Annotated in this window: 23 protein-coding genes and 1 pseudogene; 10 read left to right on the top strand and 14 right to left on the bottom strand. The window is 73.3% G+C overall.

Features of this window, described 5'->3' with window-relative positions; genetic code table 11:
- The first annotated feature begins 277 nt into the window (after window positions 1-277).
- Window positions 278-913, top strand: coding sequence for a hypothetical protein (locus KZX45_RS13680; RefSeq protein WP_248258307.1), 636 nt, complete (start codon window positions 278-280; stop codon window positions 911-913).
- 25 nt (window positions 914-938) lie between these two features.
- The gene (locus KZX45_RS20330) at window positions 939-3,587 is read left to right on the top strand and encodes a LuxR family transcriptional regulator (RefSeq protein ID WP_248258308.1); all 2,649 of its coding nucleotides are present in this window, start codon (window positions 939-941) and stop codon (window positions 3,585-3,587) included.
- Window positions 3,588-3,600: 13 nt separating this feature from the next.
- Here KZX45_RS20330 and KZX45_RS13690 read toward each other — a convergent pair whose 3' ends face one another.
- The 3 genes from KZX45_RS13690 to KZX45_RS13700 form a co-directional block, all read right to left on the bottom strand.
- A complete protein-coding gene (locus KZX45_RS13690; RefSeq protein ID WP_248258309.1) occupies window positions 3,601-4,386 on the bottom strand; it encodes a methyltransferase domain-containing protein in 786 nt (261 codons plus the stop codon).
- Window positions 4,383-4,967, bottom strand: coding sequence for an OsmC family protein (locus KZX45_RS13695; RefSeq protein WP_248258310.1), 585 nt, complete (start codon window positions 4,965-4,967; stop codon window positions 4,383-4,385). Before KZX45_RS13695 ends, KZX45_RS13690 begins: the two co-directional genes overlap by 4 nt.
- 297 nt (window positions 4,968-5,264) lie before the next feature.
- Window positions 5,265-5,750 (bottom strand): TIGR03668 family PPOX class F420-dependent oxidoreductase, encoded by a 486-nt coding sequence (locus tag KZX45_RS13700; RefSeq protein ID WP_248258311.1) that lies wholly within the window; start codon window positions 5,748-5,750, stop codon window positions 5,265-5,267.
- A gap of 169 nt (window positions 5,751-5,919) precedes the next feature.
- Here KZX45_RS13700 and KZX45_RS13705 point away from each other — a divergent pair, with 169 nt between their 5' ends.
- The 5 genes from KZX45_RS13705 to KZX45_RS13725 all read left to right on the top strand — a co-directional run bounded on the left by KZX45_RS13705 (window position 5,920) and on the right by KZX45_RS13725 (window position 10,368).
- Window positions 5,920-7,410: an aromatic amino acid ammonia-lyase gene (locus tag KZX45_RS13705; RefSeq protein ID WP_248258312.1), complete on the top strand. Its 1,491-nt coding sequence runs from the start codon at window positions 5,920-5,922 to the stop codon at window positions 7,408-7,410.
- 165 nt (window positions 7,411-7,575) lie between these two features.
- Entirely contained in the window at window positions 7,576-8,454 is an 879-nt protein-coding gene (locus KZX45_RS13710; RefSeq protein ID WP_248258313.1) for a hypothetical protein, read from the top strand.
- 146 nt (window positions 8,455-8,600) lie between these two features.
- Entirely contained in the window at window positions 8,601-9,002 is a 402-nt protein-coding gene (locus tag KZX45_RS13715; RefSeq protein ID WP_248258314.1) for a DoxX family protein, read from the top strand.
- Window positions 9,003-9,053: 51 nt separating this feature from the next.
- Window positions 9,054-9,758 (top strand): hypothetical protein, encoded by a 705-nt coding sequence (locus KZX45_RS13720; RefSeq protein WP_248258315.1) that lies wholly within the window; start codon window positions 9,054-9,056, stop codon window positions 9,756-9,758.
- Window positions 9,748-10,368 (top strand): maleylpyruvate isomerase family mycothiol-dependent enzyme, encoded by a 621-nt coding sequence (locus KZX45_RS13725; protein ID WP_248258316.1) that lies wholly within the window; start codon window positions 9,748-9,750, stop codon window positions 10,366-10,368. The genes KZX45_RS13720 and KZX45_RS13725 overlap by 11 nt, the downstream gene beginning before the upstream one ends.
- Window positions 10,369-10,470: 102 nt before the next feature.
- On the opposite strand, the gene KZX45_RS13730 is transcribed toward KZX45_RS13725, so the two are convergent.
- The 5 genes from KZX45_RS13730 to KZX45_RS13750 form a co-directional block, all read right to left on the bottom strand.
- Window positions 10,471-10,929, bottom strand: a complete 459-nt coding sequence (locus tag KZX45_RS13730; RefSeq protein WP_248258317.1) for a nuclear transport factor 2 family protein — start codon at window positions 10,927-10,929, stop codon at window positions 10,471-10,473.
- A 43-nt stretch (window positions 10,930-10,972) separates the two neighbouring features.
- The gene (locus tag KZX45_RS13735; RefSeq protein ID WP_248258318.1) at window positions 10,973-12,667 is read right to left on the bottom strand and encodes an FAD-dependent oxidoreductase; all 1,695 of its coding nucleotides are present in this window, start codon (window positions 12,665-12,667) and stop codon (window positions 10,973-10,975) included.
- Between the two features lie 89 nt (window positions 12,668-12,756).
- Window positions 12,757-14,640 (bottom strand): FAD-dependent monooxygenase, encoded by a 1,884-nt coding sequence (locus KZX45_RS13740; protein WP_248258319.1) that lies wholly within the window; start codon window positions 14,638-14,640, stop codon window positions 12,757-12,759.
- 2 nt (window positions 14,641-14,642) lie between these two features.
- Window positions 14,643-15,569: a dioxygenase gene (locus tag KZX45_RS13745; RefSeq protein WP_248258320.1), complete on the bottom strand. Its 927-nt coding sequence runs from the start codon at window positions 15,567-15,569 to the stop codon at window positions 14,643-14,645.
- Window positions 15,570-15,685: 116 nt separating this feature from the next.
- Entirely contained in the window at window positions 15,686-16,789 is a 1,104-nt protein-coding gene (locus tag KZX45_RS13750; protein WP_248258321.1) for a maleylacetate reductase, read from the bottom strand.
- Window positions 16,790-16,910: 121 nt separating this feature from the next.
- Here KZX45_RS13750 and KZX45_RS13755 point away from each other — a divergent pair, with 121 nt between their 5' ends.
- The gene (locus tag KZX45_RS13755; RefSeq protein WP_248258322.1) at window positions 16,911-17,903 is read left to right on the top strand and encodes a LysR family transcriptional regulator; all 993 of its coding nucleotides are present in this window, start codon (window positions 16,911-16,913) and stop codon (window positions 17,901-17,903) included.
- A 54-nt stretch (window positions 17,904-17,957) separates the two neighbouring features.
- Here the strand turns inward: KZX45_RS13755 and KZX45_RS13760 are convergent, their stop codons facing one another.
- Together KZX45_RS13760 and KZX45_RS13765 are read right to left on the bottom strand one after the other, a co-directional pair.
- Window positions 17,958-18,758, bottom strand: a complete 801-nt coding sequence (locus KZX45_RS13760) for a helix-turn-helix domain-containing protein (protein ID WP_248258323.1) — start codon at window positions 18,756-18,758, stop codon at window positions 17,958-17,960.
- A gap of 123 nt (window positions 18,759-18,881) precedes the next feature.
- On the bottom strand, window positions 18,882-20,213 hold the full coding sequence (locus KZX45_RS13765; protein ID WP_248258324.1) for an MFS transporter: 1,332 nt from the start codon (window positions 20,211-20,213) through the stop codon (window positions 18,882-18,884).
- A gap of 292 nt (window positions 20,214-20,505) precedes the next feature.
- Between KZX45_RS13765 and KZX45_RS13770 the strand changes: the two genes are divergently transcribed.
- Window positions 20,506-21,915, top strand: a complete 1,410-nt coding sequence (locus tag KZX45_RS13770; RefSeq protein ID WP_248258325.1) for an FAD-dependent oxidoreductase — start codon at window positions 20,506-20,508, stop codon at window positions 21,913-21,915.
- A complete protein-coding gene (locus KZX45_RS13775; protein WP_248258326.1) occupies window positions 21,909-22,511 on the top strand; it encodes an EthD family reductase in 603 nt (200 codons plus the stop codon). The genes KZX45_RS13770 and KZX45_RS13775 overlap by 7 nt, the downstream gene beginning before the upstream one ends.
- Window positions 22,512-22,569: 58 nt before the next feature.
- On the opposite strand, the gene KZX45_RS13780 is transcribed toward KZX45_RS13775, so the two are convergent.
- The 4 genes and pseudogenes from KZX45_RS13780 to KZX45_RS13795 form a co-directional block, all read right to left on the bottom strand.
- A complete protein-coding gene (locus KZX45_RS13780; protein WP_248258327.1) occupies window positions 22,570-23,745 on the bottom strand; it encodes an RtcB family protein in 1,176 nt (391 codons plus the stop codon).
- 376 nt (window positions 23,746-24,121) lie between these two features.
- Window positions 24,122-24,409, bottom strand: a complete 288-nt coding sequence (locus KZX45_RS13785) for a sigma factor (RefSeq protein ID WP_248258431.1) — start codon at window positions 24,407-24,409, stop codon at window positions 24,122-24,124.
- Window positions 24,410-24,548: 139 nt separating this feature from the next.
- Window positions 24,549-24,836: pseudogene (locus KZX45_RS13790) on the bottom strand (DoxX family protein); the annotation flags it as partial.
- A 10-nt stretch (window positions 24,837-24,846) separates the two neighbouring features.
- Window positions 24,847-25,377: an rRNA adenine N-6-methyltransferase family protein gene (locus tag KZX45_RS13795; RefSeq protein WP_308221746.1), complete on the bottom strand. Its 531-nt coding sequence runs from the start codon at window positions 25,375-25,377 to the stop codon at window positions 24,847-24,849.
- Between the last annotated feature and the right edge of the window lie 75 nt (window positions 25,378-25,452).

Below are 25,452 nucleotides of genomic sequence, written 5' to 3' on the forward strand. Positions count from 1 at the left end.
CGGTGGCAGGAACCTGTCGTGACCGCCACTGCTCGCGGTCGCACGACCGTTGGGCCGCCGGTCCTCCCTACGCTGGGTTCACGGCCGGACAACGACGTCCGGCCGAGCCAACGGTGGCTCGATCTTGTCGGGGGACATCATGTGCGACGGGTGCGGTGGTCAGCAGTCTCGATTCACGGGGCAGGCCGTTCCTGCGGGCCTCACGGGCCAGCCCTTCCCGGCGGGTGCTGTGAACGCGACCCGGCCGCCCGACGCTCCGGTGCAGCGGCCACCGCGGATGCCGCTGTCCATCGACGGCAGCGAGGAGGACCCGCGTTCGATCGTCGAGCTCAAGGACGTGCGCTTGCACTATGTCTTGGACGAGGACGCCGCCAGCGGCACGATGCTCAACGTCTTCACCCGCCAGGGCGACGCCGAGGAGTACTTCGCCGGGACCGTCAAGCGCGCGCTCATCCCGGAGCGCCGGCGCCGCGAGAAGCTCGCGGAGCCCGACGAGGCACCACCGGGCGTCACCACGGTCAACCCCAAGCTCTTCGCCCAGGGCGCGGCGTCGTACGCCGCGGCCGCCTCCTACCCGGGCGGCGTCCCGCCGGGCGGCGGCTACCTCGACTTCTACGAGCACATCGACTGGGGCGGCTGCTCCTGGCGGATCCTGGAGTCCGGCAAGCTCACCTGGAACCTCAGCCAGCTCATGGCCTGCGGCTTCATGTGGTGGGGGTGGATCAGCGCGGACCGGAGGATCTCCTGCGTCGACGCGCTCCTGAGCGGTGAGAAGCCGATCTACATCCTGTGCGACCAGCAGAACCTCGGCGGGAACTGGTTCTGGCTGCCCGGCCGCTCCTTCGTCCCGAGCCTCGTGCCCTACGGCTGGAACGACCGGGCCCGCTCCTCGACGGTGATGTACTTCTCCTGACCAACGCGCGACCTATCGTGGGGTCGTGGATCTCCTCGAACGGCACGAGGAGCTCGCCGCACTGACACTGGCCCGCGACGACGCGGCCGGCGGGCGCGGCTCGGTGGTCCTCGTCTCGGGGGAGCCGGGGATCGGCAAGACCGCGCTCGTCACGCGATTCGTCCGCGACGCCGCGTCGGGCGCGCGGGTGCTGTGGGGCGCCTGCGACGACCTGCGCGTGCCCCGCCCGCTGGGGCCGCTGCGAGACGTCGCCGGCGACGTCGGCGCCCCGCTGAGGGACGCGCTGTCCGGGCAGGCGACCCAGGAGATCCACTCGCTCGTGCTCGCCGAGCTGACCCGTCCACCCGGCCCCGTCGTGCTCGTGGTCGAGGACCTCCACTGGGCCGACGACGCCACGCTCGACCTCGTCGCCGTGATCGGGCGCCGGATCGCGACCCTGCCCGCCCTCCTCGTCCTCACGCTCCGCGCCGGGGAGGTCCCGCCCGGCCACCGCGTCCACGCCACGCTGGGCGCGGTCCCCGCCGGGAACCTCGTCCACCTGCGCCCCGCGCCGCTCTCGCCCGACGCCGTCGCAGCCCTGGCCGGGACCGACGCCGGCCGGGTGTACGCGCTCACCGGCGGCAACCCGTTCTTCGTCACGGAGCTGGTCACGTCCGCGGGGGAGGAGCTGCCGCCGTCGGTCTCCAACGCCGTCCTCGGCCGTGCGGCGCGGCTGACGCCGGGCGCCCGGGAGCTGGTCGAGCTCGTCTCGGTGGTCCCGACCCGGCTGGCGACCGCGGTGCTGGACGACGTGCTGCCCGGGTGGGCCACGGCGGCCGAGGAGCCGGAGCGGTCGGGGCTGCTCACGGTCTCCGAGCGGGACGTCCGGTTCCGCCACGAGCTCGCCCGCGCGGCGGTGCGCTCCGCCCTGCCGGTCGCGCGCCGTCGCCTGCTGCACGCCCGGATCCTGGCGGCGCTCCGGCGCCGCGGGGCCGACCCGGCCGAGCTGGTCCACCACGCGGAGGCGGCGGGCGACGTCGACGCCGTCGCCGAGCACGTGCTGACCGCGGCCCGCCGCGCCGCCGCCCTGGAGTCGAACCGCGAGGCGTACGCCCACTACCGCCGGGCCGCCGACTTCGCCGACCGGCTGGCGACGGCGGAGCGGGCCGCCCTGTTCGAGGAGCTGGCCGGCGCCGCCTACGTCGCCGGGCACCTCGAGGACGCCCTCCCCGCGGTCCGCCGGGCTGCGGCGCTCTACCGGGAGCTGGGCCGGACGGCGGACGTGGGGCGCTGCACGCGGCTGCTGTCGCGGTACCACTGGTACGCCGGCGACGGCGCCGCCGCCGAGGAACGGGCCCGCGAGGCGGTGGCCATCCTCGAGCCGCTCGGCGACTCGGCCGAGCTGGCCCGCGCCTGCAGCGGGCTGTCCCAGCTCGCCATGCTCGCCGACCGGGCGGAGGAGGCGCTCGACTGGGGCGGGCGGGCCCTCGACCTCGCCGCCCGCATCGGCGACGAGTCCACCCGCGCGCACGCCCTCGTCAACATCGGCTCCGTCCGGATCGAGGCGGACCCGGCCGACACCAGCACGCTGGAGGAGGCGTTCCGGGTGGCCGACGCGGCCGGCGACCGGCACGAGGCGGTGCGCGCCCTCCTCAACCTCGGCTACTCCCTGCTGTGCTGGGCACGCCCGGCGCCGGCCCTGCGCGCGACCGAGCGTGCCGTCGCGTACGCGGACGAGCACCAGGTCGACACCCTGCTCTCGTACTGCCGGGCCCTGCTGGCCTGGCTGCGGCTGAGGGCGGGGGAGTGGGACGAGGCGGAGCGGCTGGCGCGTGCCGAGCTCGCCACGGGGAGCAACGTCGCCGAGCTCCTCGCCCGCACCGTCCTGACCGAGCTGGCCGTGCGCCGGGGAGATCCGGAGGCCGCGGAGCTCCTGGCGGACCTGGCCCGGCGCACCGAGCCCACCGGCGAGCTCCAGCGCATCGAGCCGGTGCTCGAGCTCGAGGTCGAGTGGGCCCTGACCCGTGGCGGCCCGATGCCGCTGCACCGGCTGGACCGGGTGGTGGAGCTGCTCCGCGAGGCCGGGACGCCCGGGGGATGGGGCCGGGACCGGGTGGCCGCCTGGTCCGCGGTTGCCGCGGAGCCGTCGGAGATCACCGTCGCCAGGGAGCCGCCGGGGCCCGCCGCCGCCGAGGAGCCGCCCCGGCTCGCCGTCGGCGGCCAGCCGCCGGGTTCCGCCGGCGCGGGCCCGGAGCCGTTCGCGGCCATGGCGCGGGGAGACTGGGGCGCCGCCGCCGAGGCGTTCGGCGCCGTCGGGTGGCGCTACGACGAGGCCTTGATGCTGTCCCTGCTCGGGACGGAGGAGGCCCTGACCCGAGCGCTCGAGCTCGCCCGCACGCTGGGGGCCGAGCCCCTCGTGCGCCGGGTCGGCGAGCGGTTGCACGGTCTGGGCGTGCCGGTGCCCCGCGGGCCGAACGTGGCCACCCGCGCGAACCCGGCCGGGCTGACCGCACGCCAGCGCGAGATCGCCGCGCTGCTCGTCGAGGGCCTGGGCAACGCGGAGATCGCGGAGCGGCTGTTCCTGTCCCGGCGCACCGTCGAGCACCACGTGGCCGCGGTGCTGGCGAAGTTCGGGGCGCACGACCGCCGGGAGGCCGCGCGCCGCGCCCACGAGCTGCTCAGACCGGGCGGCTGACGGACGCGGCTGCTCAGGCCGGACGGCTGAGGGGCCTGCGCGCCAGCACGGTCACGCTGCGCACCCCGTACCGACTGCTCGCCCGCTGCGCCCGCGCCGACACGAACCGGTAGGGGTTGTCCCGTCGCCGCTCCACCTGCAGGCCGGCGGCCTCGATCGCCCCGAGGTACTCCTCCACCTGCGCGGCGCCGCCGATGCACGCGGCCCACAGCTCGGCGTCGGCGGTGATGGCGTCACCGAGCGCGGTCTCGCTGACGATGTCCGCCAGCACCAGCCGGCCCCCGGGCCGCAGCACCCGGGCGGCCTCGGCGAACACCCGGGCCTTGTCCGGGGAGAGGTTGACCACGCCGTTGGAGATGACGGCGTCGAAGGAGGCGTCCGGGAACGGCAGGTCCTCGATCCGACCCTCGACCAGCTCGACCGCGAGCCCCGCTCCCGCGGCCAGCGTGGCGGCCTTGGCCAGCTGCGCCGTCGTCAGGTCGACCCCGACCACCCGGCCGGTCGGCCCGACCTGGGTGGCCGCGACGAAGGAGTCGGTGCCCGACCCCGAGCCGAGGTCCAGCACCGCCTCACCGAGGCGGAGGTCCGCCAGGTCGAAGAAGTAGCCGACGCCGGCGAACGAGTCGACCGCCGCGGCCGGGAGCCGGTCCAGCGTCTCGGCCGGGTAGCCGAGCCGCTCCGCGAGGGGGCGGCCCAGCTCGAAGTGGTAGGCGGCCTCCGGGTGCGTCGCGACCGCGCTGTACATCGCCTTGACCCGGGCCTCGAGGTCGACGACGTCGACGGCGGTGCGAAGGCTCATGACCGCACCTCCGTCGTCGCCCGCCGGGCCTCCAGGGTGGTGGTGACCGGCACCGGGTTGGCGAGGATGTCGCGCACCGGCGAGGTCTCCTGGACGTACCGGCACAGCTCGGCGAGCTGGTCGTCGTCGGCGTTCGGGCTCGAGACCGTGAGGTGGGCGCGGACGGCGGAGAACCCCGCCCTCGGCCCGGCCAGGCCGAGGAACGCCCGAACGTCGATGTCGCCCTCGACCTCGTAGCGCATCGAGCTGATCTCAATGCCCCGGGCGGCGGCGTTGGCCGCGAAGCCGACGGCGTAGCAGAAGCCCAGGGCCTGCAGCACGAGCTCGACGGCGTTCGGGCCGCGGTTGGCGCCGAGCAGGACGGGTGGCTCGTCGCCGTCGAGCGTGAACGGGGCCGCCCTGCTCTCGTCCGGCGCGCCGGCGTGGACGAAGTGCCCGATCCGGCCGACGTTGTGGGTGCCGTCCACCCACGACGTCGTGGCCCGGAAGGTGAACATCGCGAGCTCCGGCTCGGCCTTGATCGCGTCGATCGTCGCCAGGAGCCGGTCGACGTCGATGCCGTTGGTGACTGTCGTGGACATCGGGTCCTCCTCTGGTGGTCCGATGCCAGCGAAGGTAGGCCGCGCCCCTGTGCGGGGACATCGGTGCCGCCCGCCCAACTCTGCCGGCGCCCTACCCAGAAATGGGGGCGCCCGTGCGCGGCCCGGAACTCACGGCCAGAGGCTCCCGGAGCTCGGCCGGGCGCCGGAGCTCGGCCGGGCGCCGGAGCTCGGCCGAGCTCCGGTGCTCAGATGGCCGCCGGCGCTCACAGCCTCGTCACAGGCCCGTCCCCGGGCCGTCAGGCTGGACGGCCGGGTGGCCGCCGTCGTCGCCTCCCGTCATGCCGGGGGCCCGGGCCGTCCTGGGACGGCGGACCAGGCCCGCCACGTGGTCACGGCGACGCGGATGAGCGGCCCGGCCGGCGGGTCGGCGTACTGCGGGTACTTCGCCGCCAGCGCGGCGAGCGCCGCGTGCACCTCGGACGTCGCGTCCGCCGGCACGACGCTCGCGGTCCCGTCGGCGCGCACCTCGCGCGAACCGTCCACCGGCACGACGCTCGCCGTCCCGTCGGCGCGCACCCACCACAGCGCCGACCAGTCCTCCTCGTAGTGGTCCACCAGGAGACTGACCGACGGGTGCGCGGCGACGTTGGCCAGCCGCTGCAGTCTGCGGGTCGACTTCGGCTTGGCGTCGACCGCCGTCCAGACGACGTCACCGACGAGGGCGAAGGCCACCGGCACGACGCGCGGGTCGCCTGCGGGGGTCACCGTCGCCAGCCGGCCGACCCGGGCCGCGGCGAAACGGGCCCGTGCGGCGTCGTCCATCGCCCCACGGTAGGCGAGGGGCGCGGACCTGCCCGCCCGAGGTTGGTCGCGCGCGGTCTCCGTAAACCTTCTCCTCGATGGCGCGACGGTGGAGACTGGCGTCTCCCGGGGACCGCTCACGCTCGCCCCGTGGGCGGGTCGGCATGCGGGCTCTACCGGAGGGACAGCGATGACCGTCGTGACGATCACGGAGTCACCGATGACGGTCGAGGAGCTGCTCGCCGTCGTCCGCGGCTCGCGGGTGGAGCTCGACGACGGCGCACGCCGACGGATCGCCGCGGGCCGGGCCGTCGTGGACCGGGTGCTGGACACCCGCGAGGCGGTCTACGGGCTGACCACCCAGGTGGGCCACGGCAAGGACACGCGGCTCACGGAGGAGGAGATCCGCGGCGAGCAGCTCTTCCTCGTCATGTCCCACAGCGGCGGGATCGGTGCGGCGCTGCCCACCGACGTCATCCGCGCGGCGCTCGCCGTGCGGCTGAACGGCATCGCGCGCGGCGGGTCGGGCGCCGGCGTTCCGGTCGCCGAGGTCCTGGTGGCGATGCTCAACGCGGGCGTCCATCCGGTGGTCCCGGAGATCTCCTCGGTCGGTGCGGGCGACCTCGGGCCGATGGCGAGCATGGCGCAGGTGGCCGTCGGCGCCGGCCGCGCCGAGTACCGCGGTGAGTTGCTGCCCGGCGGGGAGGCGCTGCGGCGGGCAGGCATCACGCCCCTCGTGCTCGGCGGCAAGGACGGTCTCGCGCTGATCTCGGCCAACGCCGTGTCCGTCGGCCAGGCAGCCCTCGTCGTCGACCGGGCCGACCGGGCCGCCGAGGCGGCGGACCTCGCCGCCGCGCTCTCGATGGAGGCGACCGGCGCCAACGTCTCGGTGCTCCACCCCGCCGTGGCCCGGGCCAAGGGGATCGCCGGGCAGACCGCCGCCGCCGACCACCTCCGCGGCGTGCTCGCGGGAAGCGCGCTGACGGGACCGGGCGGCGCCCGTTCCGTCCAGGACGCGTTGTCGTTCCGCGTCGTCCCGCAGGTCCACGGCGCGCTGCGCGAGTACGTGGCGGCGGCCCGAAGCGCGGTGACCACCGAGCTCAACGCCGCCGCCGACAACCCACTCGTGTCGGTGGACGACGGCGTGCTCATCAGCAACGGGAACTTCCATCCCATGGTGCTCGCCATCGGGTTCGACGCGGTGCGCGTCGCGCTCGCCCACGTGGGTCAGCTCAGCGAGCGTCGGATGGCCCACCTCTGGGAGGCGTTCTTCCGGCAGATGTCGGAGGGCACGCCGCGGCCGCCGTCGGAGGGCGCGCCGCCGCCGTCCCCGCCCTACGGCGTCCAGCTGCGGTACACCGCGGCGGCCCTGCTCCCCGAGCTCGTGCAGGCCGCAGCCCCCGCGACCCTGGACACCCCGCCCCTCGACCTCGGCGTCGAGGACCACGGCACCGGCGCCCCGCTCGCCGTCCGCCGCACGGACCAGGCGCTGGGCATGCTCGAGGACCTACTCGCGATCGAGCTCCTCCTCGCCCACGACGTCATCGCCGGGTCCGCCGCCGCGGTCACGGGGGCCGGGACGGCGGAGATCCTGCGGACGCTGGAGGACGCGGTCGCGGGTGCCGAGCCGTACGCCGATGCGGTGCACGCCGCGCTGCGGAGTCGATTCCCCGCCAGGTAGCCGACCGCTGATCAGCTCGGGCGTGCCCGAACGACCTCATGTCTTCTGGACGTGGCCCTTCCTCCACAGTGCAACGGGAGAGGACGGGAATCGGGTCCCGTTCGCCGGCGCGCCGGCGCTCTCAGCCGGGACCATGTGGGTTCCTCCTCCTGGGACGGAGCGGCGATGGTCACCGAAACCTTCCCGCGCACGAGGCGCGGCATGCGGACCGCCGGGGTGGTGGTCGGGGTCCTGCTTCGTGTCGCGGCGGTCCTGCTGCTGGGCGCGTCGGTCGCGCTGGGCTGGCAGGCGGCGTGGTCACGATTCGGCGTGTGCTTCGTGGGTGGGGATCCACCGCTGGCCGGGCTGCCCGAGGACAGCACCCTGGCGTGCTATGCGGTGCAGGACCACCTGTACGACTACGACGTACCCGCCGACCCCTGGGTGCCGATCGCTGACGCGGCGCAACGGGAGGGGCTCAGCCTGATGGCCCTCGGGGTCGGCGTGGGGCTGGTCGCCCTGTCCGTGGCGGGTCGCTGGTACGTCCGGCTGCTCAGCGTGGTCGGCGGTGCGAACTTCGCCGCGGCGATGGTGGGGACGGGGGTGCCGGTCCTGCGGAGCGGGCTGGCCGGCGAGCCGGTCGGGTTCGGCGACTGGCTCGCCGCGAGCTCGCTGACGTTCCTCACGCCGCTGGCCACGCCCGCCCTGGCAGTGCTGGCCACGCCCGCCCTGGCGGTCCTGGCCTGGCACCGCGGCGGCCGCGACGGCCGGATCGTAGCGGTGTTCTGGGCGGCTGTGACGGTGGCGCAACCGTTCCCGGAGTTCATCATCAGCCTCTTCCTTTGGGGATCCCACGACACCTCGCCCCTCAACGGGTTGTTGCGCTGCGTCGCGGTCGCAGTGGCGGCGGTGGCCGTCGCGGTCACCCTGGTCCCTGTCGAGAGGCGATCGCAGATCGTGCCCCGACCGCTCAGATCGATCGGGCGGGCGACGGTGAGGGCCCTGGCGGCAGTGGCGGCCAAGATCGAAGAGCTGGACGACCGGCTGTCCCCGAACAGGAGGTAGGGGACAGGGACGGGCGGCGTCGCCGTCGGGCCAGACGTCACAATCCGGCGCCCTGCCTCGTCCTAGGGGGTGACGCAAGAGCGTCCGGAGACCCCCACATCTGGGCAGCGGGACCCCGGCGCTCCCGACCCGGAGGGAGACGCGTCATGGACGTGTTTCTGTGGATCGTCGCCGGCCTGCTTGCCGCCGTGTTCCTGCTCGGCGGGGGACTGAAGGTGGTCCTGCCGAAGGAGAGGATCCGGGCCGCCGGCCGGATCCGGGGGCGTGACCTGGCGGCGTGGACCGAGGACTTCGGCCCCGGCGCGATCAAGGCCATCGGCGTGCTGGAGGTGCTCGCCGCGATCGGGCTGGTCGTGCCGCCGCTCGTCGGCGTCGCCCCGGTCCTCGCGCCGCTGGCCGCCGTCGGCCTCGTGCTGCTGATGCTCGGCGCCGCCGTCGTCCACCTGCGCCGCGGTGAGCTGCCCAACATCGCCGGCAACGTCGTCTACCTCACGCTGGCGGCGGCCGTGGTCTGGGGTCGGCTCGTCGTCGAGCCGTTCACCGCCTGATCGCGGGGCGGCGGCGGCCCGGCGGCCGGGGGCGCCCCTAGACTGCCGCGCGTGGACTTCTACGAGTTCATCGGGAACTACTGGTGGCTCGTCTTCCCGATCGGCGGGGCCCTCGGCGGCTCCGTCAGCGCGTTCATGCGCAACGCCCGCAAGTGGGACGAGCGGCGTCGCGAGGACAAGATCGAGCTGGCCCGGATCAAGTACGGCGCCCGCGCCGCCGCGGCCGAGCAGGCCCGGGTGACGCAGGGCGAGATCGAACGGACGCTCGCCCGGCACCGGGCGGTCAACAGGCGGTGGCTGGACTACGAGCTCGACGTCGCCAAGCTCATCGACTTCCCGCTGATGACCGACATGCGCGAGCCGCTCACGCTCGACTTCCACCGCGCCAAGCGGGACGCGGACGCGCTGCGCCCCGACGACGCCGCCGAGCTGGAGGATCCCGGCCGGCTCACCGAGTACCGCGACGCCGTGCGCCACTTCGAGACCACCTTCGACCTGGCCGAGCAGGAGGCGCGGCGGCGCCGCACGTCGGACTTCACCGTGGTGGAGCAGCAGGCGCTGACCCGCGCGAAGAAGTTCATCGCGCTCGCCGACGACCCGGCGGCCACCCACGCCGAGCGGCAGTCCGCCTACAAGCGGGCGATGCGGGAGCTCGAGGGGCTGGTGGTGCTGCCGACCGCCACCACCGACGCCTTCGAGCAGCGCATCGCCGGGGCGATCGACGCGCCCCCGCGGAAGGACCCCGATGGGCGCTAGCCAGATCTGGGCCGTGGTTCACGCCGAGCGCGCGGCACTGGCCGAGGACCTCCGGAGGCTCCCGGCCGAGCGGTGGGCCACGCCGTCGTTGTGCCCCGGCTGGGACGTCCACGACGTGCTCGCCCACCTGGTCGACGACGCGAGGACCACCCGGCTGAGCTTCGTCCGCGGCCTCCTCGCCGCGGGCCTCGACTTCGACCGGCTCAACGCCCGGGGCGTCGCGCGGGAGCGTACCGCGGACCCGGGCCGCACGCTCGAGGCGTTCCGGGCCGTCAGCGGGCGCACCACCAGCGCGCCGGCGCCGCCTGCCACCCGCCTGGTGGAGGCGTTCGTGCACGGGGAGGACATCCGGCGCCCGCTGGGCATCCGCCGGGCCTACCCGGCCGACCACGTCGCCGTCGCGCTCCGGCACCAGCTGCGCACCAGCGTGAAGTACGGTGGCGGCCGGGAACGTGCGCAGGGGCTGCGCCTGGCGGCCACGGACACCGACCTCGTCTTGGGCGTGGGCGAGGAGGTACGCGGAACGGCGATCGCGCTGCTGCTGGCGGTGTCCGGGCGCCGTGTGAGCTCGAAGGAATTCACCGGCCAGGGCACCCTGCTCCGGGGGTGAGCGGGCACGTCACGCTCGGGACGAACGGTGGGCGGCAGCACCCACGAGCCGTTCCGGGGGTGCTGCCGCCAGGCGTTCAGCGAGCTACCGGGCGTCCACGCCTCAGACCTCAGCGGGCAAAGTCGCTGCGAGCCAGGGGTAGCGCTCGGTGTCCCGTCCTGCGTAGTCCGGGTCGAGGTAGATGAAGACGCGCTGGACCAACCAGTCGCGGATCTCGAAGACGTCGCACCAGCGGCCGGCACCATGCTCGGGCACGCCCGCCCGCCAGGGCCCATCCTCATGCTCCCCATGGCTGGTTCCTTCCGCCACCAGCGTGTCAGAGCCGGAGAAGATCCAGTTGAAGTGCGAGTAGTGGTGGGTGATCGACTGCAGCGTGCCGCCGACGTCGCCGAACAGCTGGCCGATCTGCTCCTTGCCCGTGGCGATGCCCCACTTCGGGAAGTACACCTGGGCGTCATCGGCGAAGAGGTCGAGGATGCTGCCGCCGTCGGAGGTGACGCCCCCGTTGTCGAACGCCTTAAGGTATTCGATGGCGACGGACTTGCGCTGTTCGTCGGTCATAGTGCTTCGGGTAAGGGCCATGATTCTCTCCAGTGGTGGGGTTTCAGCGAGCTGTGACGGTGCTGGTCGCGAGGTCCCGGACAGGACGCGCGGCAGCTGCGCGGGCTGTGCGGTACGCCATCGCGATGATGGGGCCGAGGGTCGCTCCACCGGCCCAGTAGGCCCCGGCGGAGGCTGAGGCGACGCAGTTGCCCACACCGAAGAGGCCGGGGATAGGCGACCCGACGTCGTCGAGCACCTCGCCGTCCGGGCTGGTCCGCGGCCCGCCCTTCGTGTCGAGCGTTCCGCCGGTGACCATGGCGGCGTAGTAGGGGCCTGAGCCGCTGATCGGCCACATGGTGTCGTTCTTCCGGCCTGGTTCGTCCTTGACGACACCGTTGAAGACGAACTCCACCGGGGTCTCGCCGCGATGGAAGTCCTGGTCCACCCCGGCCTCGGCAAATCGGTTGAACCGCTCGATCGACGCCCGCAGGTTATCGGCGAAATCCTCGGACAGGGTCATCCCGCCGGTGACGTGGCGGTACTCGGCGAGGCGGTCGCCGATGGCCGCGGCAAGCTCGTCGAGGGTGTCGCCCTTGATGACGTGGTAGTCCGGCTCGCCGGGCGGCACGATCAACCGTCCGTACTCGTCGGAGGCCGAGTGGTCCTGGCTGCGCTGGTCCCAGATCTGGAACTGAACGAGCTTCGGATACGCCGCGTGCACCGGGTCCCACTCGTAGAAGAGCCTGCCCTGCTCGTTGTACGGCAGTTTCTCGTTTGTCGAGCGCCGGCCGGTCCGGTCCACCCATATCATCGAGTCGCCCGCCACAGAGAACATGCCGGACATGGTGGGATCGCGGCGGACGGCCTTCTCCAGCGGGATCGGGCACATCCACGCGTTCGACATGTTCCGCAGCTGGGCGCCGACCGCGGTGGAGATCTGCACGAAATCGCCCTCGTTCGTCATCGCGGCGCACCCGCCGTAGGCGGGGAACCCGAGGAAGTTGGCACGCAGGTCGCCGTCATGGGTGAACCCGCCGGAGGCGAAGACGACTGCCTTGCGCGCACCGACGCGAACGGTGGTGCCGTCGGGCGTGGTGGCCTCGACGCCGACCACCTCGGTGCCGTCGTGGATGACTCGTTGGACACGGTGCTCGAGCCGGATGTCGACGCCGTCGCGTCGCGCCGCCGCGGACATGGTGCCGATGCCGACTCTCCCGCCGTCGGACATGGACTCACGGGCGGCGCGGGGGAGCAGGATGCGGCCGGTCGGTGCGTTGTCCTCGGGCAGGTGGCTCCAGTAGTCGGGGACGTCGCCGCAGTGCCGGTACGGCAGCGCGTCACGCTCGGCGAGCAGTTCTGCGGCGTCCGAGGCGCTGTCGTAGATCGCGGCGCACATGTCGTACTCCCACTGCGTGAGCCCCATGGTCGGGCTGTCGGGGTCGTACTGATGCGGGCGGGTGAGCCGGGCGACATACCGGAGGTACCCGTCGCGGTCGTCCTGGACACCCGCTGCGCGCATTGCGGCGTTGTTGGGGATCCAGTACCAGAACGCGGCCTTGTTGGCAGTACCCCCGAGCTGCGACGCTTTCTCGAGGAGTATCACCTCGTTGCCCTGCCACCTGCTGAACAGGGCGGCCGGGAGGCCCCCTCCTCCTCCGCCGACGACGACGACATCGGCGACCGCGTCGAGGTCACCGAGCGAGGCGGGCCTTGCTGACTCGCGGGGAGCCGTCTGTGAGGTTGATGGTGCGTTCATCCGTTCCACTCCTTCGTGGCGTGTCCCCGACCGATGGCATACCGCGGGTCGGCCAGCGTCGGGGACGATCGCTGGCACGACCCCTCGCCTCACACCTCGGCGAGCTGCTCCTGCCGCTCCGAAGAACCCGCGCCGTGCGTCCGGGGACGCGCGAGGACGGTGCGGAGGACGCGCTCCAGCTCCGCGGCGGTGTCGTCGACGAGCGAGACGGACCGCCACGCGACGTGCATGTCCGGCCGGACGAGCACCACGCCGGTCTCGTCGACCTCGCTGAGCCGGGCCCAGTCGTCGTAGAGGTCGGTGTGCTCCTGGCCGGGGCCGACGACGTACGCGGCGATGTCGAGGCCCAGGTCGGCGCCGACGGTCCGGGCGGCGTCCGCCCAGGCCTCGCCGCCGATGCCGGTGAGCACCGTGAACCGCCCCTTGCCGGCCAGGTCGTGCGTCGAGACCTTGTGGCCGTCCCGACCGAGCCAGGCGTGCGGGAGCCGCGCGCCGGGCCAGGTGGTGGGGTGGTAGTAGAGCTCGGGATCCCGCGTGTACTCCGGCTCCGCGGTGCCGTCGGGGACGACGGCGGAGGAGTCGTATCGCTGGCCGAGCTCGACGCCGTGGGCGTTGAACTCGTAGTTCTTCAGCTCCATCGCCTCGCGCAGCAGCTCGCGCTTGCGGGCCCCCTCGGACGTGCGGTCCTTGCGGGAGTCGATGGCGGCCTGCATCTGCTCGGCGTCCTGCGACTCGTCCACGCCCAGAGCCTGGAGGAAGGAGCCGAACTCCTCGATCGACTGGTTGGCGCGCAGGACGATCTGCCTGCCCACCGGCGCCCGCTCCGCGTGGTAGCTGTCGAGCAGCTCCTCGCCGGCGAGCCCCTTGAGGACGTGGGCGATCTTCCAGGCCAGGTTGTAGGAGTCGCCGATGGAGGTGTTGGAGCCCAGCCCGTTCGACGGCGGGTGCCGGTGGGCGGCGTCGCCGGCGATGAAGACGCGGCCCCGGGAGTACTGCGTGGCGTACATCTTGTTGTTGCCCCACAGCGACAGCGACCGGATCGTGACCGGGACGGTGTCGTCGCCGATGAGTCCGTGGACAATGTCGACGGCCATCTGCTCGTCGAGCTCGGGCGGCGGCTGGTTGATGTCGTAGCCCCAGGTGATGAGCCACTCGTTCCACGGCCGGACCATTCGCACGAGGCCGAGGCCGATGCCGCCGATGGTGGCGCCGGGCTGGAGGACCCAGTAGAGCACCGAGGGGCGGTGGGCCACGTACTCGGACAGGTCCACGTGGCAGACGATGTTCATCGAGCCGGCGACGTCCATCTGTCCCTCGAAGGGCAGCTCGAGGTCCTTGGCCACCTGGGACCGGCCGCCGTCGGCGGCGATGACGTAGCGGGCGCGGATGTTGTACTCGTGGCCGGAGATCCGGTCACGGACCCGGACGGTGACCCCGGTGTCGTCCTGGGTGAGCGAGAGGTACTCGGTGTCGAACCGGAACCGGCTCCCGCGCGAGGCGGCGTTGCCCACCAGGATCGGCTCGAACAGCGTCTGCGGCAGGTCGCAGTTCAGCGACGGACTCGCCTCGACGTAGTCCGCCTCGCGGCGCGGGTGGGTGCCCCAGGTCCGGATGCGGCCGATCTCGTCGCCGACGAGGGAGGAGCAGAAGACCGTGTCGCCCATCAGGTGGTGCGGCGTTGCCTGGGCCTGGAGCTGGTCCTCGATGCCCATGTCCCGCATGATCTCGACCGTGCGCTGGTTGGTGATGTGCGCCCGCGGGGTGTTCGCCGTCCAGCGGTACTTGGTGATCGCGATGTGGTCGACGCCGTAGGTCGAGAGGAACAGCGCCGCGGAGGCCCCGGCCGGTCCCGAGCCGATGATCAGGACGTCGGTGTGCAGGTCCTCCGGCTGCTCGTCGTGGATCTCCTGCTGGGCGCCGGCGCTGAGGGCGATGGTCTCCTCCTCGAGCGGGCGGGGATCGGTGCTGGTCATGCTCACGCCTCCGTGGTGGTGGTGGTGGCGTCCTCGCGGGGGAGGACGATGTCGAAGGTGGTCTGGCTCCACGTGCCCTCGACCCGGCGCCCGTCCGGGGTCGGGGTGCCGGGCCCGTGCTGGGTGAAGGTCTTCACCAGGGAGTCCTTGACGCCGAAGACGGCGTCGCTGGCGAGGAGCGGGTCGCCCTCGACGAAGATGTGGGTGACCAGGCGCCGGTAGCCGGGGGCGGTGACCATGAAGTGCAGGTGCGCCGCCCGCATGGGGGAGCGGCCGGTGGCCTCGAGCATCTTCCCGACCGGGCCGTCGTGCGGGATGGGGTAGGGCGTCGGGGTCACGCCCCAGAACCGGTAGGACCCGTCCTCGCCGGTGAACAGGTGCGCCCGGCCGGCGGTGCGGCCGTCGGTGTACTGGACGTCGTAGAAGCCGTCGTCGTCGGCCTCCCACACCTCGATCCGGGCGCCGGGGATCGGGCTGCCCTCGGTGTCGCGCACCGTACCGCTGACCCAGCAGGGCTCCCCGGCCGCACCCTGGGCGATGTCGCCGCCCAGCTCGACCCGTGGGGCGTCGTCGACGAAGAACGGCCCGAAGACGGTTGCCTCCGTCACGTCCCCCTCGGCCGGCTGGTTGACGCAGATCGTCTCCATGGAGATGCCCAGGACGTCGGAGAGCAGGATGAACTCCTGCCGGGTGTCGGTGGTGATGTCCCCGCACGCGCGCAGGAACTCGATCGCCGCCTCCCACTCCGCCTCGGTCAGCCGCACCTCGCGGATCAGCTCGTGGGCGTGGCGGGCCACCGCCTGGAGCACCTCCTTGAGCCGCTGGTCCGGGGAGCTCTCGAAGCTCGCCTCCACCTGCTCGGTGACGAGGCGCTCGCGGGCCTCCTGCTCGGACCCCCTCGGCGGGGCCGGCACGATCGTGATGGTCACGGGTTCTCCTTTCGTGGCGACGTCGGCGTCGCCATCTCTCCCCGGCCCCGGTCCTGGGTGGTTGGTGGTTGCCGCGGGGTCAGGGGTGGGTGGTGCGGGTCAGGGGTGGTGCCGGGTCAGGACAGCGGGACCTCCACCGCGTCGGCACCGGCCTGGGCCCGGCCGATGAGCTCGGCCAGCTGGGTCTCGGTGACGGGCCGCGGGTTGGACGGCGGGACCTTCTCCAGCGTCCGGCGCGCGGCCTCGTTCACCTGGTCGGCGCGCAGGCCGAGCTCACCCAGGCTGCGCGGAGCGCCCAGGGTGGCGTAGAGCGCGAGGAGCGCGGCCAGCGCATCCCCGCCGTCGCCGAAGCCTGCCCCGGCCAGCGCACCGGCGACGCGGTCCGCGGCCTCCGGGGCGGCCGGGGCGTTGAACCCGAGCACGTGGGGCAGGACGACGGCGTGCATGGCCGCGTGCTCGAGGTTGTACGCCCCGCCCAGGACGTGGCAGATCTTGTGGTGGATGCCCGAGCCGGCGGCGGCGAACGCGGCCGCGGCGAGATAGGTGCCGGACTGGCAGCGTTCCCGCGCCGTCAGGTCGGCCCCGTCGGCGAGCACCGCGGTCAGCCCCTGCGCGAGCAGCCGGAGGCCCTCGACGGCGAAGGCCGTCGAGGCCGGGCTGGCGGACGGTCCCCACAGCGAGTCCACGCAGTGCGCCACCGCGTTCAGCCCGGAGCTCACGGTGAGGTGCGGAGGAAGGGAGGTGGTCAGCTCGGGGTCGTAGAGCACCACGCGGGGCAGCACGACGGCGTCCGCACCGTTGGTCTTGCGCCCGGCCTCCGTCAGCCCCCAGACGTCGGTGGCCTCCGAGCCTGCGTAGGTCGTCGGGACGGCAACGATCGGCAGGCCCTGCGTGAGGGCGACGGCCTTGGCGGTGCCGGTGGTCGACCCGCCGCCGACGCTCACCAGCACCTCCGCGCCGGACGACCGTGCCAGCTCGCGGGCGGCCTCGGCCGCCTCCACCGGCACGTGCGGACGCACCCCACTGAACGTCGCGACCACGTCGAGCTTCTCGGTCAACAGCTCGGCGACGGCGAGCTCGGCCTCGCCCGCGACGAGCATGACGCGCGAGACTCCGAGCCCGGTCAGCTCCTCGGGCAGCGCGCGGGCGGCGCCGCGCCCGCTCACGACCCGCTGCGGACGGGTCTCGTACACCGTCACGTCCGTCGATGTCTCGATCACGTCAGCTCCTTCGCCGTGCGCCGGGTCCACGTCGACCGCCGCCCTGTCTGCCCCGCCAGCCTGGCCCGCGCCGAGACATACGTCCAGTTCCCACTTCATTGCCCTGCCATATGCTCCGCGTATGGAACTACGGCAGCTCCAGTACTTCGTCACCGTCGTCGACGAACGGTCGGTGTCCCAGGCCGCCGTTCGGCTGCACATGACGCAGCCGCCGCTCTCGACCTCGATGCGCCAGCTCGAGAAGGAGATCGGCGTGCCCCTGCTCCGGCGGCACGCGCGCGGCGTGGAACCCACGGACGCCGGCCTGTTCCTCGCGGAGGAGGCGCGGCGGCTCCTCAGGCACCTCGACGACGTCCAGGTGCGGGCCCGCGCGGTGGGTGCCGGCCGGCTCGGCCGCCTCGGGATCGCCACGGTCACCGCCGGCTCGTGGCACCTGCTGCCCTCGATCCTCAGGGCCTTCCACCGCCGCGCGCCGGACGTCGACCTCGACGTCGAGGACGTGCTCCCCGACGAGGTCGTCGAGCGGGTGCGCGACCGGCGCGCGGGCGTGGGGCTGGTGTACTGCGCCGACACGCAGACGCTGGCCCGGTCGGCGGCCGCCGGCCTGGAGACCGCCGTCGCCCGGCGAGAGCCGTTGGTCGCCGTCGTGCCGCGGGACCACCCCGCCGCCAGCGCGAGCGTCATCGACCTGCGCGACCTCGCCGACGAGCCCTGGATCGTCCCCTCGGCCCGTGCCTCGTTCGCGGGGCTGCCGGAGATCCTCCGCCGGGCATGGCAGGAGGCCGGGGTTGCCCCGCGTCACCAACGCTCCAGCGCCACCCCGACGACGGCGCTCGCCCTCGTCGTCGGCGGTCAGGGCGTGACCGTCCTGCCGAGCTCGGTCAACGCGGTCGCCGGGCCCGAGGTGCGCGTGGCCCCGCTGCAGCAGCCGGTCCCGCCGCTCGAGGCGGCGGTCGTCTGGCCGGCGGGGGCGCCGTCGCCGGTGCTCTCCGCGTTCCTCGCCGCCGCACTGGCGACGCCGGAGCCGGACCAGCTCGGTCAGGGCCTGGTGCGACGCCGGGCCGGCCTCGACGACGAGCCCGGTCCCGACGTGCCGCCCTGGCGGACGGGGTGAGGGACGGGAGCAACCACGGAGCGGGTGTCCCCGATCCGTCAGCCGCCGCTGTTCTCAGACCTCCAGCCCGGCCGCACTGATCTCGAGGTCCATGTCCGCCTGAGCCTCCCTGGCCATGGCGAGCGTCGTCGGGTCGTCGAGCACCGCGGACCGCGAGGACGGCACGAGCACGGCGAAGGCGGCCAGGGGGCCGCCTCCGGCGTCGTGGAGCGCCATGCCGAGCACGTGCACGCCGGGCTCGGTCTCCTCGTGGTTGAGGGCGTACCCCCGCTGGCGCGTCTCCTCCAGCGTGCGCGTCAGCCGCCCGAACTCGGCATCGCCGAGGTACGTGCCGGCGAACCGCGCCGACTGGCTGCGGAAGAGCCGTTCGAGGAACGCGGGGTCGAGATCGGCGAGGATCGCCTTGCCGCCCGCGGCGAGCCGGGCGTCCTGCACCAGGCCCGTCCGGTCGCCGACCCGCAGCAGCTGGCCGCCCTCCACGGTCATCAGCACCCGGACCCGCGTGCCGGTGCGGAACATCAGGCTGACCGTCTCGTCCAGCCTGGCGGCCAGCAGGTCGAGGTGCGGGCCGAGCAGCTGCTTGAGGCGCCGCGTCCACGGGAAGGGGGAGGGGGCCGCGCCCATCGACGGGCCGGGGACGTACGCGCGGGACTCGTCCTGGATGGCGAAGTCCCGGTACACCAGCATGGCCAGCAGCCGGTGCGCCGTCGAGGGTGAGACGTCCAGCTCGCGGGCGATGTCCGACAGCCGCGCCCCGCCGGTGTCCCGGAGGATCTGGATGATCCGCAGCGCGTGGTCGACGGAGCTCAGCGCGTACCGCGGCCGCTCGTAGACCTGCTTCTTCTCGGTGGGCACGGACACAGGGAACCGCCTTCCTGTCCGCGGGGCCAAGTCGGCCCCGTGGTGGTCATGTCCTGGCAGCCGTGCGAGGCCCCCGCGCACGGGTGTGCGTGGAGGCCTCGCAGGCGGGGCGGACGGTCAGCCGATCTCGTTCAGCTCGGCCCGGTGGTTCTCGCGGACCCACCGGACGAACACCAGCGAGAGGAGCAGGACGCCGACGTTGACGGCGGCGATCGCCCAGAAGTTGCCGGTGCTGGCGAGCGCGGCGGCGATCATCGGCGCCGGCGCGGAGAACAGGAGCTGGGAGAAGGACAGCGAGAGCGCCGACCCCGAGAAGCGCATGTTCGTCGGGAACTCCTCCGCGTACAACGCGGGCTGCGAGCCGAACTCGAACTGCACGCCGCTGATGGCGACCGCCACGGTGGCGGTGACGAGGAGGACGTTGCCGGTGGCCGCCGCCGGGAAGAAGCAGACCACGGCGAGAATCTGGGCGAAGATCGCGGTCACGAGCACCGGCCGGCGGCCGATGCGGTCGCTCACGCGACCGCCGAGCAGACCGAAGAGCACCGAGACGCCGTTGGCGACCAGCACGATGACGAAAGCCTGCGACTGGGCGAAGCCGGCGCTGGTGGTGAGGTAGTTCAGGCCGTAGACGGCCATCGTGTAGAACGTGACGTTCGAGCCGGCGCGCACCAGCATGAGCTTGGCGATGGTCCCCGGCCGGGACCTGAGCACCTGGAGACCGCTGACGGACTTCGTCGAGACTGCCTTGTGCTCGACGAAGACCGGGGTCTCCTCGAGCCGGAGCCGGATGAAGATTCCGACGAGGACGAGGAGGATGCTCATCAGGAAGGGCACCCGCCAGCCCCAGGACATGAAGGCCGTCTCGCTCAGCGAGCTGCTCAGGACGACCAGCGTGACGTTGGCGAGGACCTGGCTCAGCGGCGAGCCGATGTTGATGAACGCCCCGAGGAACCCGCGCTGGTTGGCGTTGGCGTGCTCCAGGATCATCAGCTGGGCGCCGGTGGCCTCGCCCCCGAGCGAGAACCCCTGCAGGAACCGCAGCGCGACCAGCACGGCGGCGATCGTGACGCCCTGGTTGGCCGGCAGCGCGCCGATCGCCAGCGAGCTGACGCCCATGAGGATGAACGTGCCGAGCAGCACGGGCCGACGGCCGTACTTGTCGCCGAGGTGACCGCAGACGACGGCGCCGAGGGGGCGTGCGAAGAACCCGACGCCGAAGGTGGCGAAGGAGGCGATGAGCCCGCCGGCGGCCCCGAGGTCGGAGAAGAAGAGCGCGGGGAAGATCGTTGCCGACAGTGCGCCGTACACGGCGAAGTCGAACCATTCGAGCGCCGAGCCGATGGCGCCGCTGACCACGGCGGTCCTCTTCTGCGTGCTCCGGCCGGGCGTCCTCGCGTCGTTGCGGTCCTGCGGCGGAGCGGCGACTGCCAGTGTCTCCTGCGTCATGTTCCGGGCCTTCCGTGTTGTGGGCCGCGGCGGGCCCAATCTCGCCTTCGAGCGGGGCCGAACGTAACCGGGACCAAGGTCCTCGTCAACGCGGTGTTCTGCTATCTGGAAACGACGAACCACTTCGTTCGTGAGATGGCCCCGTATCTTGAGGGGGCCCTCGGTTCCGTACTCAGGTCTGGGACACTCCGCTTTCTGTCATGTGGAAAGCCGTGTGCGCCTCGGCGCGCTGCCCGCTTATGTTGTGGCGCCGCAGGGATGCGGAGCCGCAGACACAGCGAGGAGGCGTGGGATGGCTCTGGTGGATGATTCGTCGTGGGACGTGGTCGTGCTGGGCGGTGGCCTGGCGGGACTGCGCGCGGCGTCCGTCGCCGCCGCGGCCGGCGCGAGCGTCCTGCTGCTGGAGAAGCTGGACCGGCTCGGCGGGTCGTCGGCGCTCTCGGCAGGCATGTTCTGGACCGCACCGGACCTGGCCGCCTACCGGCAGCGCGTCCCGCACGGCGACGTCGAGCTCGCCGCCCGGCTGATCGCGCAGTACGAGGGCGACCTGGCCGCGATCCGCGAGAGCGGGGTCCACGTCGACGCAGAGCCGACGCTCGGCGTGATGGGCGACTTCGGCCGCGGCTACTCCTTCGACGTCCGGTCCTATCTCGACGTCCTGACGGCACGGCTGTACGCGTGCGGCGGCACGGTGCGCACCGGCGTCAGCACGCTCGAGATCGAGCGCACAGGCGGGCACCGGTTCCTGGTCCGGACCGAGACGGCGGCCGGCCCGGCGGAGATCCGCGCATCCGCCGTCGTCCTCGCCACGGGTGGCTTCCAGGCCTCGCCGGAGCTCCGCGCCGCACACATGCCGGCGGTCGGCGCGGACATCGCCCTGCGCTCGAACCGCGGCAGCGAGGGCGACGGGCTGAGGCTCGCGTCGTCCCTGGGCGCCGGGCTGGCCGGGGACCTCGGCACGTTCTACGGGCACCTCGTCCCGCACCCCGTCGCGGGCTTCACCCCCGAGAAGTACATGGTGTTCTCGCAGTACTACTCCAGCCACGGCATCCTCGTCGCGGCCGACGGCCGACGTTTCGCCGACGAGTCACGCGGCGACGAGATCCTCAACCAGGACCTCGCCGAGGTCGACGGCATGACCGCGTTCCTCCTCTTCGACGAGGAGGTGCGCTCGACCTACGGCGTCGCGGAGCCCTTCGCCAACTTCGGGCGGGTCGACCGGTTCGAGTTCGCGGTGGCCGGGGGAGCCCGGCACGCGACGGCGGACACCCTCGACGAGCTCGTGCGGCGGCTCGGCGCTCTGGGCGTCGACGCGGACCAGCTGACGCGGACGCTCGCGGGCGACGTCGAGCCCTCGCACCTGGCCCGGCGGGTCTCCCGTGCCGCCCCTCCCACCACGCGGCAGCTGGCGAAGCTGCGGCGGGGCCCGTTCCACGCGCTCGAGGTCCAGCCCGCGATCACCTTCACCCTCGGCGGCATCGCCGTCGACGCCGACCTCTCGGTGCGGGGTCAGGCGGGGGAGCGGATCGACGGGCTCTACGCCGTCGGGGCCGACATCGGTGGGTTCAACAACTACGGCTACGCCGGCGGCCTCGCGCCCGCCCACCTCACCGGCAGCATCGCCGGCCGGGCGGCGGCGCGGCGGACCCTCGGCGCGCCAGCGGTCGCCCTGGCCGGGGCCCGCGAGGGGGAAGCATGCTGAGAAAACGCGTCGCGCTCCTGCAACGCCGGTCCGACCTGTCCTTCGCCGAGTTCGACGAGCACTGGGCGGTCCCGCACGCGGCGATCATCGCCGACCTGCCGGGTCTCGACGAGTACGTGCAGAACTCGGTCCGGTCGTTCTGGACGAACGGCGAGCCGGAGCGGACCGTCGACGGCATCGTCGAGGTGTGGTTCGACGACGGGGTCGTCGCGTCGCCGCAGGCGCACACGTCGGCGGCCCAGCAGGACGACGAGGTCCGGTTCATCCGCACCCTCACCGCGTTCACGGTCACGAACCGGCAGAGCTACGACGCCGAGGCCAAGGTCTGGGTGCTCTCGCCCGAGCCGTTCGACCTGGCGTCGCTCGCCGGGAGCGTCGCGGTGGAGCCGATGGTCGCCCAGCCCGACGCCGACGCCGTGCTCATGGAGCGGCCGCGGCTCCGCCGGGAGGCCGCTGCGCCGGCGTGCATCGCCGTGTTCCCCACGGGCGAGGACGGCGCGGAGGACCTGTTCGAGGCCGTCGTCGACGGCTTCGCCGTCGGGCCGGCCCCGAGCGGGGTGAGGGTGGTGCGGACGGCGTCGCGGCGCGTCCGCTGAGCTGCTCCTCGTCCGCAGCACAGCACACGTCCGCCGCCCGCGACGTGGAGGCGTGTGCTCACTGGCCCTTGACGTTAAGGAGCTGGTGGAGGGTGTGGTCGACGGAGACCAGGTCCGCGGCGTCGGCCATGACGGCGTCGATGTCCTTGTAGGCGTCGGGGATCTCGTCGACGAAGTCCGGCAGGTCGCGGTACTCGATCCCGCTCATGCGCCGTCGCAGGTCGTCCTGCGTGAAGGTCCTGCGAGCTTTCGTGCGTGAGTAGGCCCGGCCCGCGCCGTGCGGGGCCGAGCGCAGCGCCATCTCGTTGCCCTTGCCGGTGACCACGTAGGAGGCGGTGCCCATCGAGCCGGGGATGAGGCCCGGCACGCCCTCGTGGGCGTCGATGGCGCCCTTGCGGGAAAGGAGCACCTGCTTGCCGAAGTGCTCCTCGCGGGCGGTGTAGTTGTGGTGAGCGTTGACCTCCTCGACACGTTCGACCTCCGCGCCCATGAAGCGACCCAGCTGGTCGATCACCCATTCCTTCATCACCTCGCGGTTGAGACGGGCGAACTCCTGCGCCCAGTGCAGGTGCGCCAGGTAGTCGTGAAAGGCGGCGTCGTCGTCGGTGAGGTAGGCGAGGTCCCGGTGAGGCAGGGCGATCGGGCGAGCCGACGTCCGACGCTTCGCCGTCTCGATGAAGTGGCGGGCGATCCTGTTGCCCACCCCGCGACTGCCGGAGTGCAGAAACACCCACACGTCGCCCTGCTCGTCGGCGCTGATCTCGATGAAGTGGTTGCCCCCGCCGAGGGAGCCGAGCTGGCGCCGCCAGTGCTTGGCGAACGCGGCGGGACGGACGCCGTCGTCCTCGGCCAGCGCCTCGAGGCGGGCGACGGCTGCCGCTGCGGCGCCCGAGACCATCCGGTTGTGCTGGCCCGGGCTGAGGGGGACCGCTCGCTCGATCTGCTCGCGCAGCTGCGCCAGCCGGCGGCCGGAGCCGCGCAGCCGCTCCTCGCTGAACTGCGTGCGCACCGCCACCATGCCGCAGCCGATGTCCACGCCGACGGTGGCCGGCATCACGGCGCCCACGGTCGGGATCACCGAGCCGACCGTCGCACCGATGCCCTGGTGCGCGTCGGGCATCAGCGCCACGTGCGGGTCGACGAACGGCATAGCGGCGCTGCGCCTGGCCTGCTCCAGCGTCTCCTCGTCCACGAGCGAGGCCCAGGAGTAGAGCTTGTCGGTGATCTGCTCCATGACGGACAGCGTCCCAGCCGTCCTTGCCGCGGGCACGCCGCCGGTTCCGGTCGTCGGGACCCGCCGGGCGCCCTTCTTCAGCTCTCCAGCGGCGTGATCTCGAGGCGGCTCAGCCGTTCCGGGGCCGCGATGACGTCGATGGCGGTGATGCGCTCGCCGTCGATCGCGAAGGCGAGCACCACGGACGGCTGGCCCACCGCTGCCATGACGATCCCGACCGAGCCGTCCACCAGGGCGAGCTCGGAGACCAGCGCGCGGACGGCCGCGGCGGCCGCGCTCTGGGCCACCACCTCGGCGCCGCGCAGCACCACCGGCCGGCCGCCGGGCACGGCCTGACCGTCCGCCCGAAGGACGACGTCGGGGTCGAGGATGCGGATCAGCGCCACGAGGTCACCGGTCCAGGCCGCAGCGAGGAATGCCTCGACGAGCCGGCGCCGCCGGGCCGGGTCGCCCTCCGGCGGCTGCGAGCCGCGGACCCGTCGGCGGGGCCGGCTGGCGAGCTGCCGGGCCGCCGCCGGCGTCCGCGGAGCATGTTCAGGCACACCCGCGCCACGACCGTCGTCAGCCAGGCGCGCAGGTCCTCGACGTCCTCGGTGCCCGCCCGGCTGACCCGCAGCCAGGCGTCCTGGACGGCGTCGTCGGCCTCGCTCGCCGAGCCGAGCATCCGGTAGGCCACCGCCCGCAGGTGCGGGCGGTGCTCCTCGAAACGCTCGGACGACGCGTCGTCCGTCCGCCCACGCTCTCAGGACACCGCCCCGACCGCCAAGGAACCGACGACCGGCGCCAGGTACAGCAGGCGGGTACGGGACGTGGGTGTACGCGCGGGCGCGCAGCACGGTGACGACGGCGCCGGTGAAGTACAGGATCAGGCCGATCCCGGCGGCGACCCCGACGGCCGGCACGATCAGGCCGGCAAGCAGGCCGAGCGCGCCGGCGGCCTTGGCGACGCCCAGCCACGGCCACCAGCCGCGTGGCACGCCGTACTGCGTCAGCGAGTCGGTCACCCAGGTCGCAGCTCTGAGGAGGGAGACGGCGGAGAAGCCGACCCACAGGGCGGCGAAGACGGTGACGACGACGTACGCGGTCGACATCGCGCACGCGTCAGCGCCTCGGGCGGCCCTGGCGCCGCAGCACGAGCACCGCGCTGTCGTCGCGCGGCGCGGGAACGAACGCGCCGGCGGGCACGTGCCGACCCACCTCGGCGTGGAACCCGCGGGGCGGGCGGGCCGCATAGCGACGGGCCATCCATCGGGGGACCACGAGGTCGGCGCGCACCATCGAGGAGCGGCGGTCGGTCAGGCGTCGTACCAGCTCCGCGCAGATCGCGTACGGCGGATTCGCGACCACGCGGAACGGTCTGCGCGGCAGCGGGACGTCGAGAACGTCGTCGACGACCACGGTGACGGCGGGGTACCGGCGCACCGCCTCACCCAGGCGCGCCGCGCGGCCCGGGTGCAGCTCCACCGCGATCACCCGCGCCCCACGCGCGGCGAGGGGGCGGGTCAGGGCGCCGGTCCCGGAGCCCAGGTCGAGCACGAGGTCGGTTCTGGCGACCCCGGCTCCGGCGACGATCCTGTCAGCCCAGGGCCCCGTGAGCCGGTGCCACCCCCAGCGTGGCCCGGGCCCGGCCACGACGCACCGCCCAGAAGACGCTCATGGGACCGACGGTAGGCGGGTGCCCCGGGCCCGGCCCAGCTCTTATCTCGC

The sequence above is a fragment of the Georgenia sp. EYE_87 genome (genome assembly GCF_023148685.1).
GTDB lineage: Bacteria > Actinomycetota > Actinomycetes > Actinomycetales > Actinomycetaceae > Georgenia.

What these genes read in the sequence shown, in the direction of transcription:
- KZX45_RS13680 (WP_248258307.1), top strand. Translation starts at nt 278, where the DNA reads ATGCCGCTGTCCATCGACGGCAGCGAGGAGGACCCGCGTTCGATCGTC.
- KZX45_RS13690 (WP_248258309.1), bottom strand. Translation starts at nt 4,386, where the DNA reads ATGAGCCTTCGCACCGCCGTCGACGTCGTCGACCTCGAGGCCCGGGTC.
- KZX45_RS13695 (WP_248258310.1), bottom strand. Translation starts at nt 4,967, where the DNA reads ATGTCCACGACAGTCACCAACGGCATCGACGTCGACCGGCTCCTGGCG.
- KZX45_RS13700 (WP_248258311.1), bottom strand. Translation starts at nt 5,750, where the DNA reads ATGGACGACGCCGCACGGGCCCGTTTCGCCGCGGCCCGGGTCGGCCGG.
- KZX45_RS13705 (WP_248258312.1), top strand. Translation starts at nt 5,920, where the DNA reads ATGACCGTCGTGACGATCACGGAGTCACCGATGACGGTCGAGGAGCTG.
- KZX45_RS13710 (WP_248258313.1), top strand. Translation starts at nt 7,576, where the DNA reads ATGGTCACCGAAACCTTCCCGCGCACGAGGCGCGGCATGCGGACCGCC.
- KZX45_RS13715 (WP_248258314.1), top strand. Translation starts at nt 8,601, where the DNA reads ATGGACGTGTTTCTGTGGATCGTCGCCGGCCTGCTTGCCGCCGTGTTC.
- KZX45_RS13725 (WP_248258316.1), top strand. Translation starts at nt 9,748, where the DNA reads ATGGGCGCTAGCCAGATCTGGGCCGTGGTTCACGCCGAGCGCGCGGCA.
- KZX45_RS13730 (WP_248258317.1), bottom strand. Translation starts at nt 10,929, where the DNA reads ATGACCGACGAACAGCGCAAGTCCGTCGCCATCGAATACCTTAAGGCG.
- KZX45_RS13735 (WP_248258318.1), bottom strand. Translation starts at nt 12,667, where the DNA reads ATGAACGCACCATCAACCTCACAGACGGCTCCCCGCGAGTCAGCAAGG.
- KZX45_RS13740 (WP_248258319.1), bottom strand. Translation starts at nt 14,640, where the DNA reads ATGACCAGCACCGATCCCCGCCCGCTCGAGGAGGAGACCATCGCCCTC.
- KZX45_RS13755 (WP_248258322.1), top strand. Translation starts at nt 16,911, where the DNA reads ATGGAACTACGGCAGCTCCAGTACTTCGTCACCGTCGTCGACGAACGG.
- KZX45_RS13765 (WP_248258324.1), bottom strand. Translation starts at nt 20,213, where the DNA reads ATGACGCAGGAGACACTGGCAGTCGCCGCTCCGCCGCAGGACCGCAAC.
- KZX45_RS13770 (WP_248258325.1), top strand. Translation starts at nt 20,506, where the DNA reads ATGGCTCTGGTGGATGATTCGTCGTGGGACGTGGTCGTGCTGGGCGGT.
- KZX45_RS13775 (WP_248258326.1), top strand. Translation starts at nt 21,909, where the DNA reads ATGCTGAGAAAACGCGTCGCGCTCCTGCAACGCCGGTCCGACCTGTCC.
- KZX45_RS13780 (WP_248258327.1), bottom strand. Translation starts at nt 23,745, where the DNA reads ATGGAGCAGATCACCGACAAGCTCTACTCCTGGGCCTCGCTCGTGGAC.
- KZX45_RS13785 (WP_248258431.1), bottom strand. Translation starts at nt 24,409, where the DNA reads ATGCTCGGCTCGGCGAGCGAGGCCGACGACGCCGTCCAGGACGCCTGG.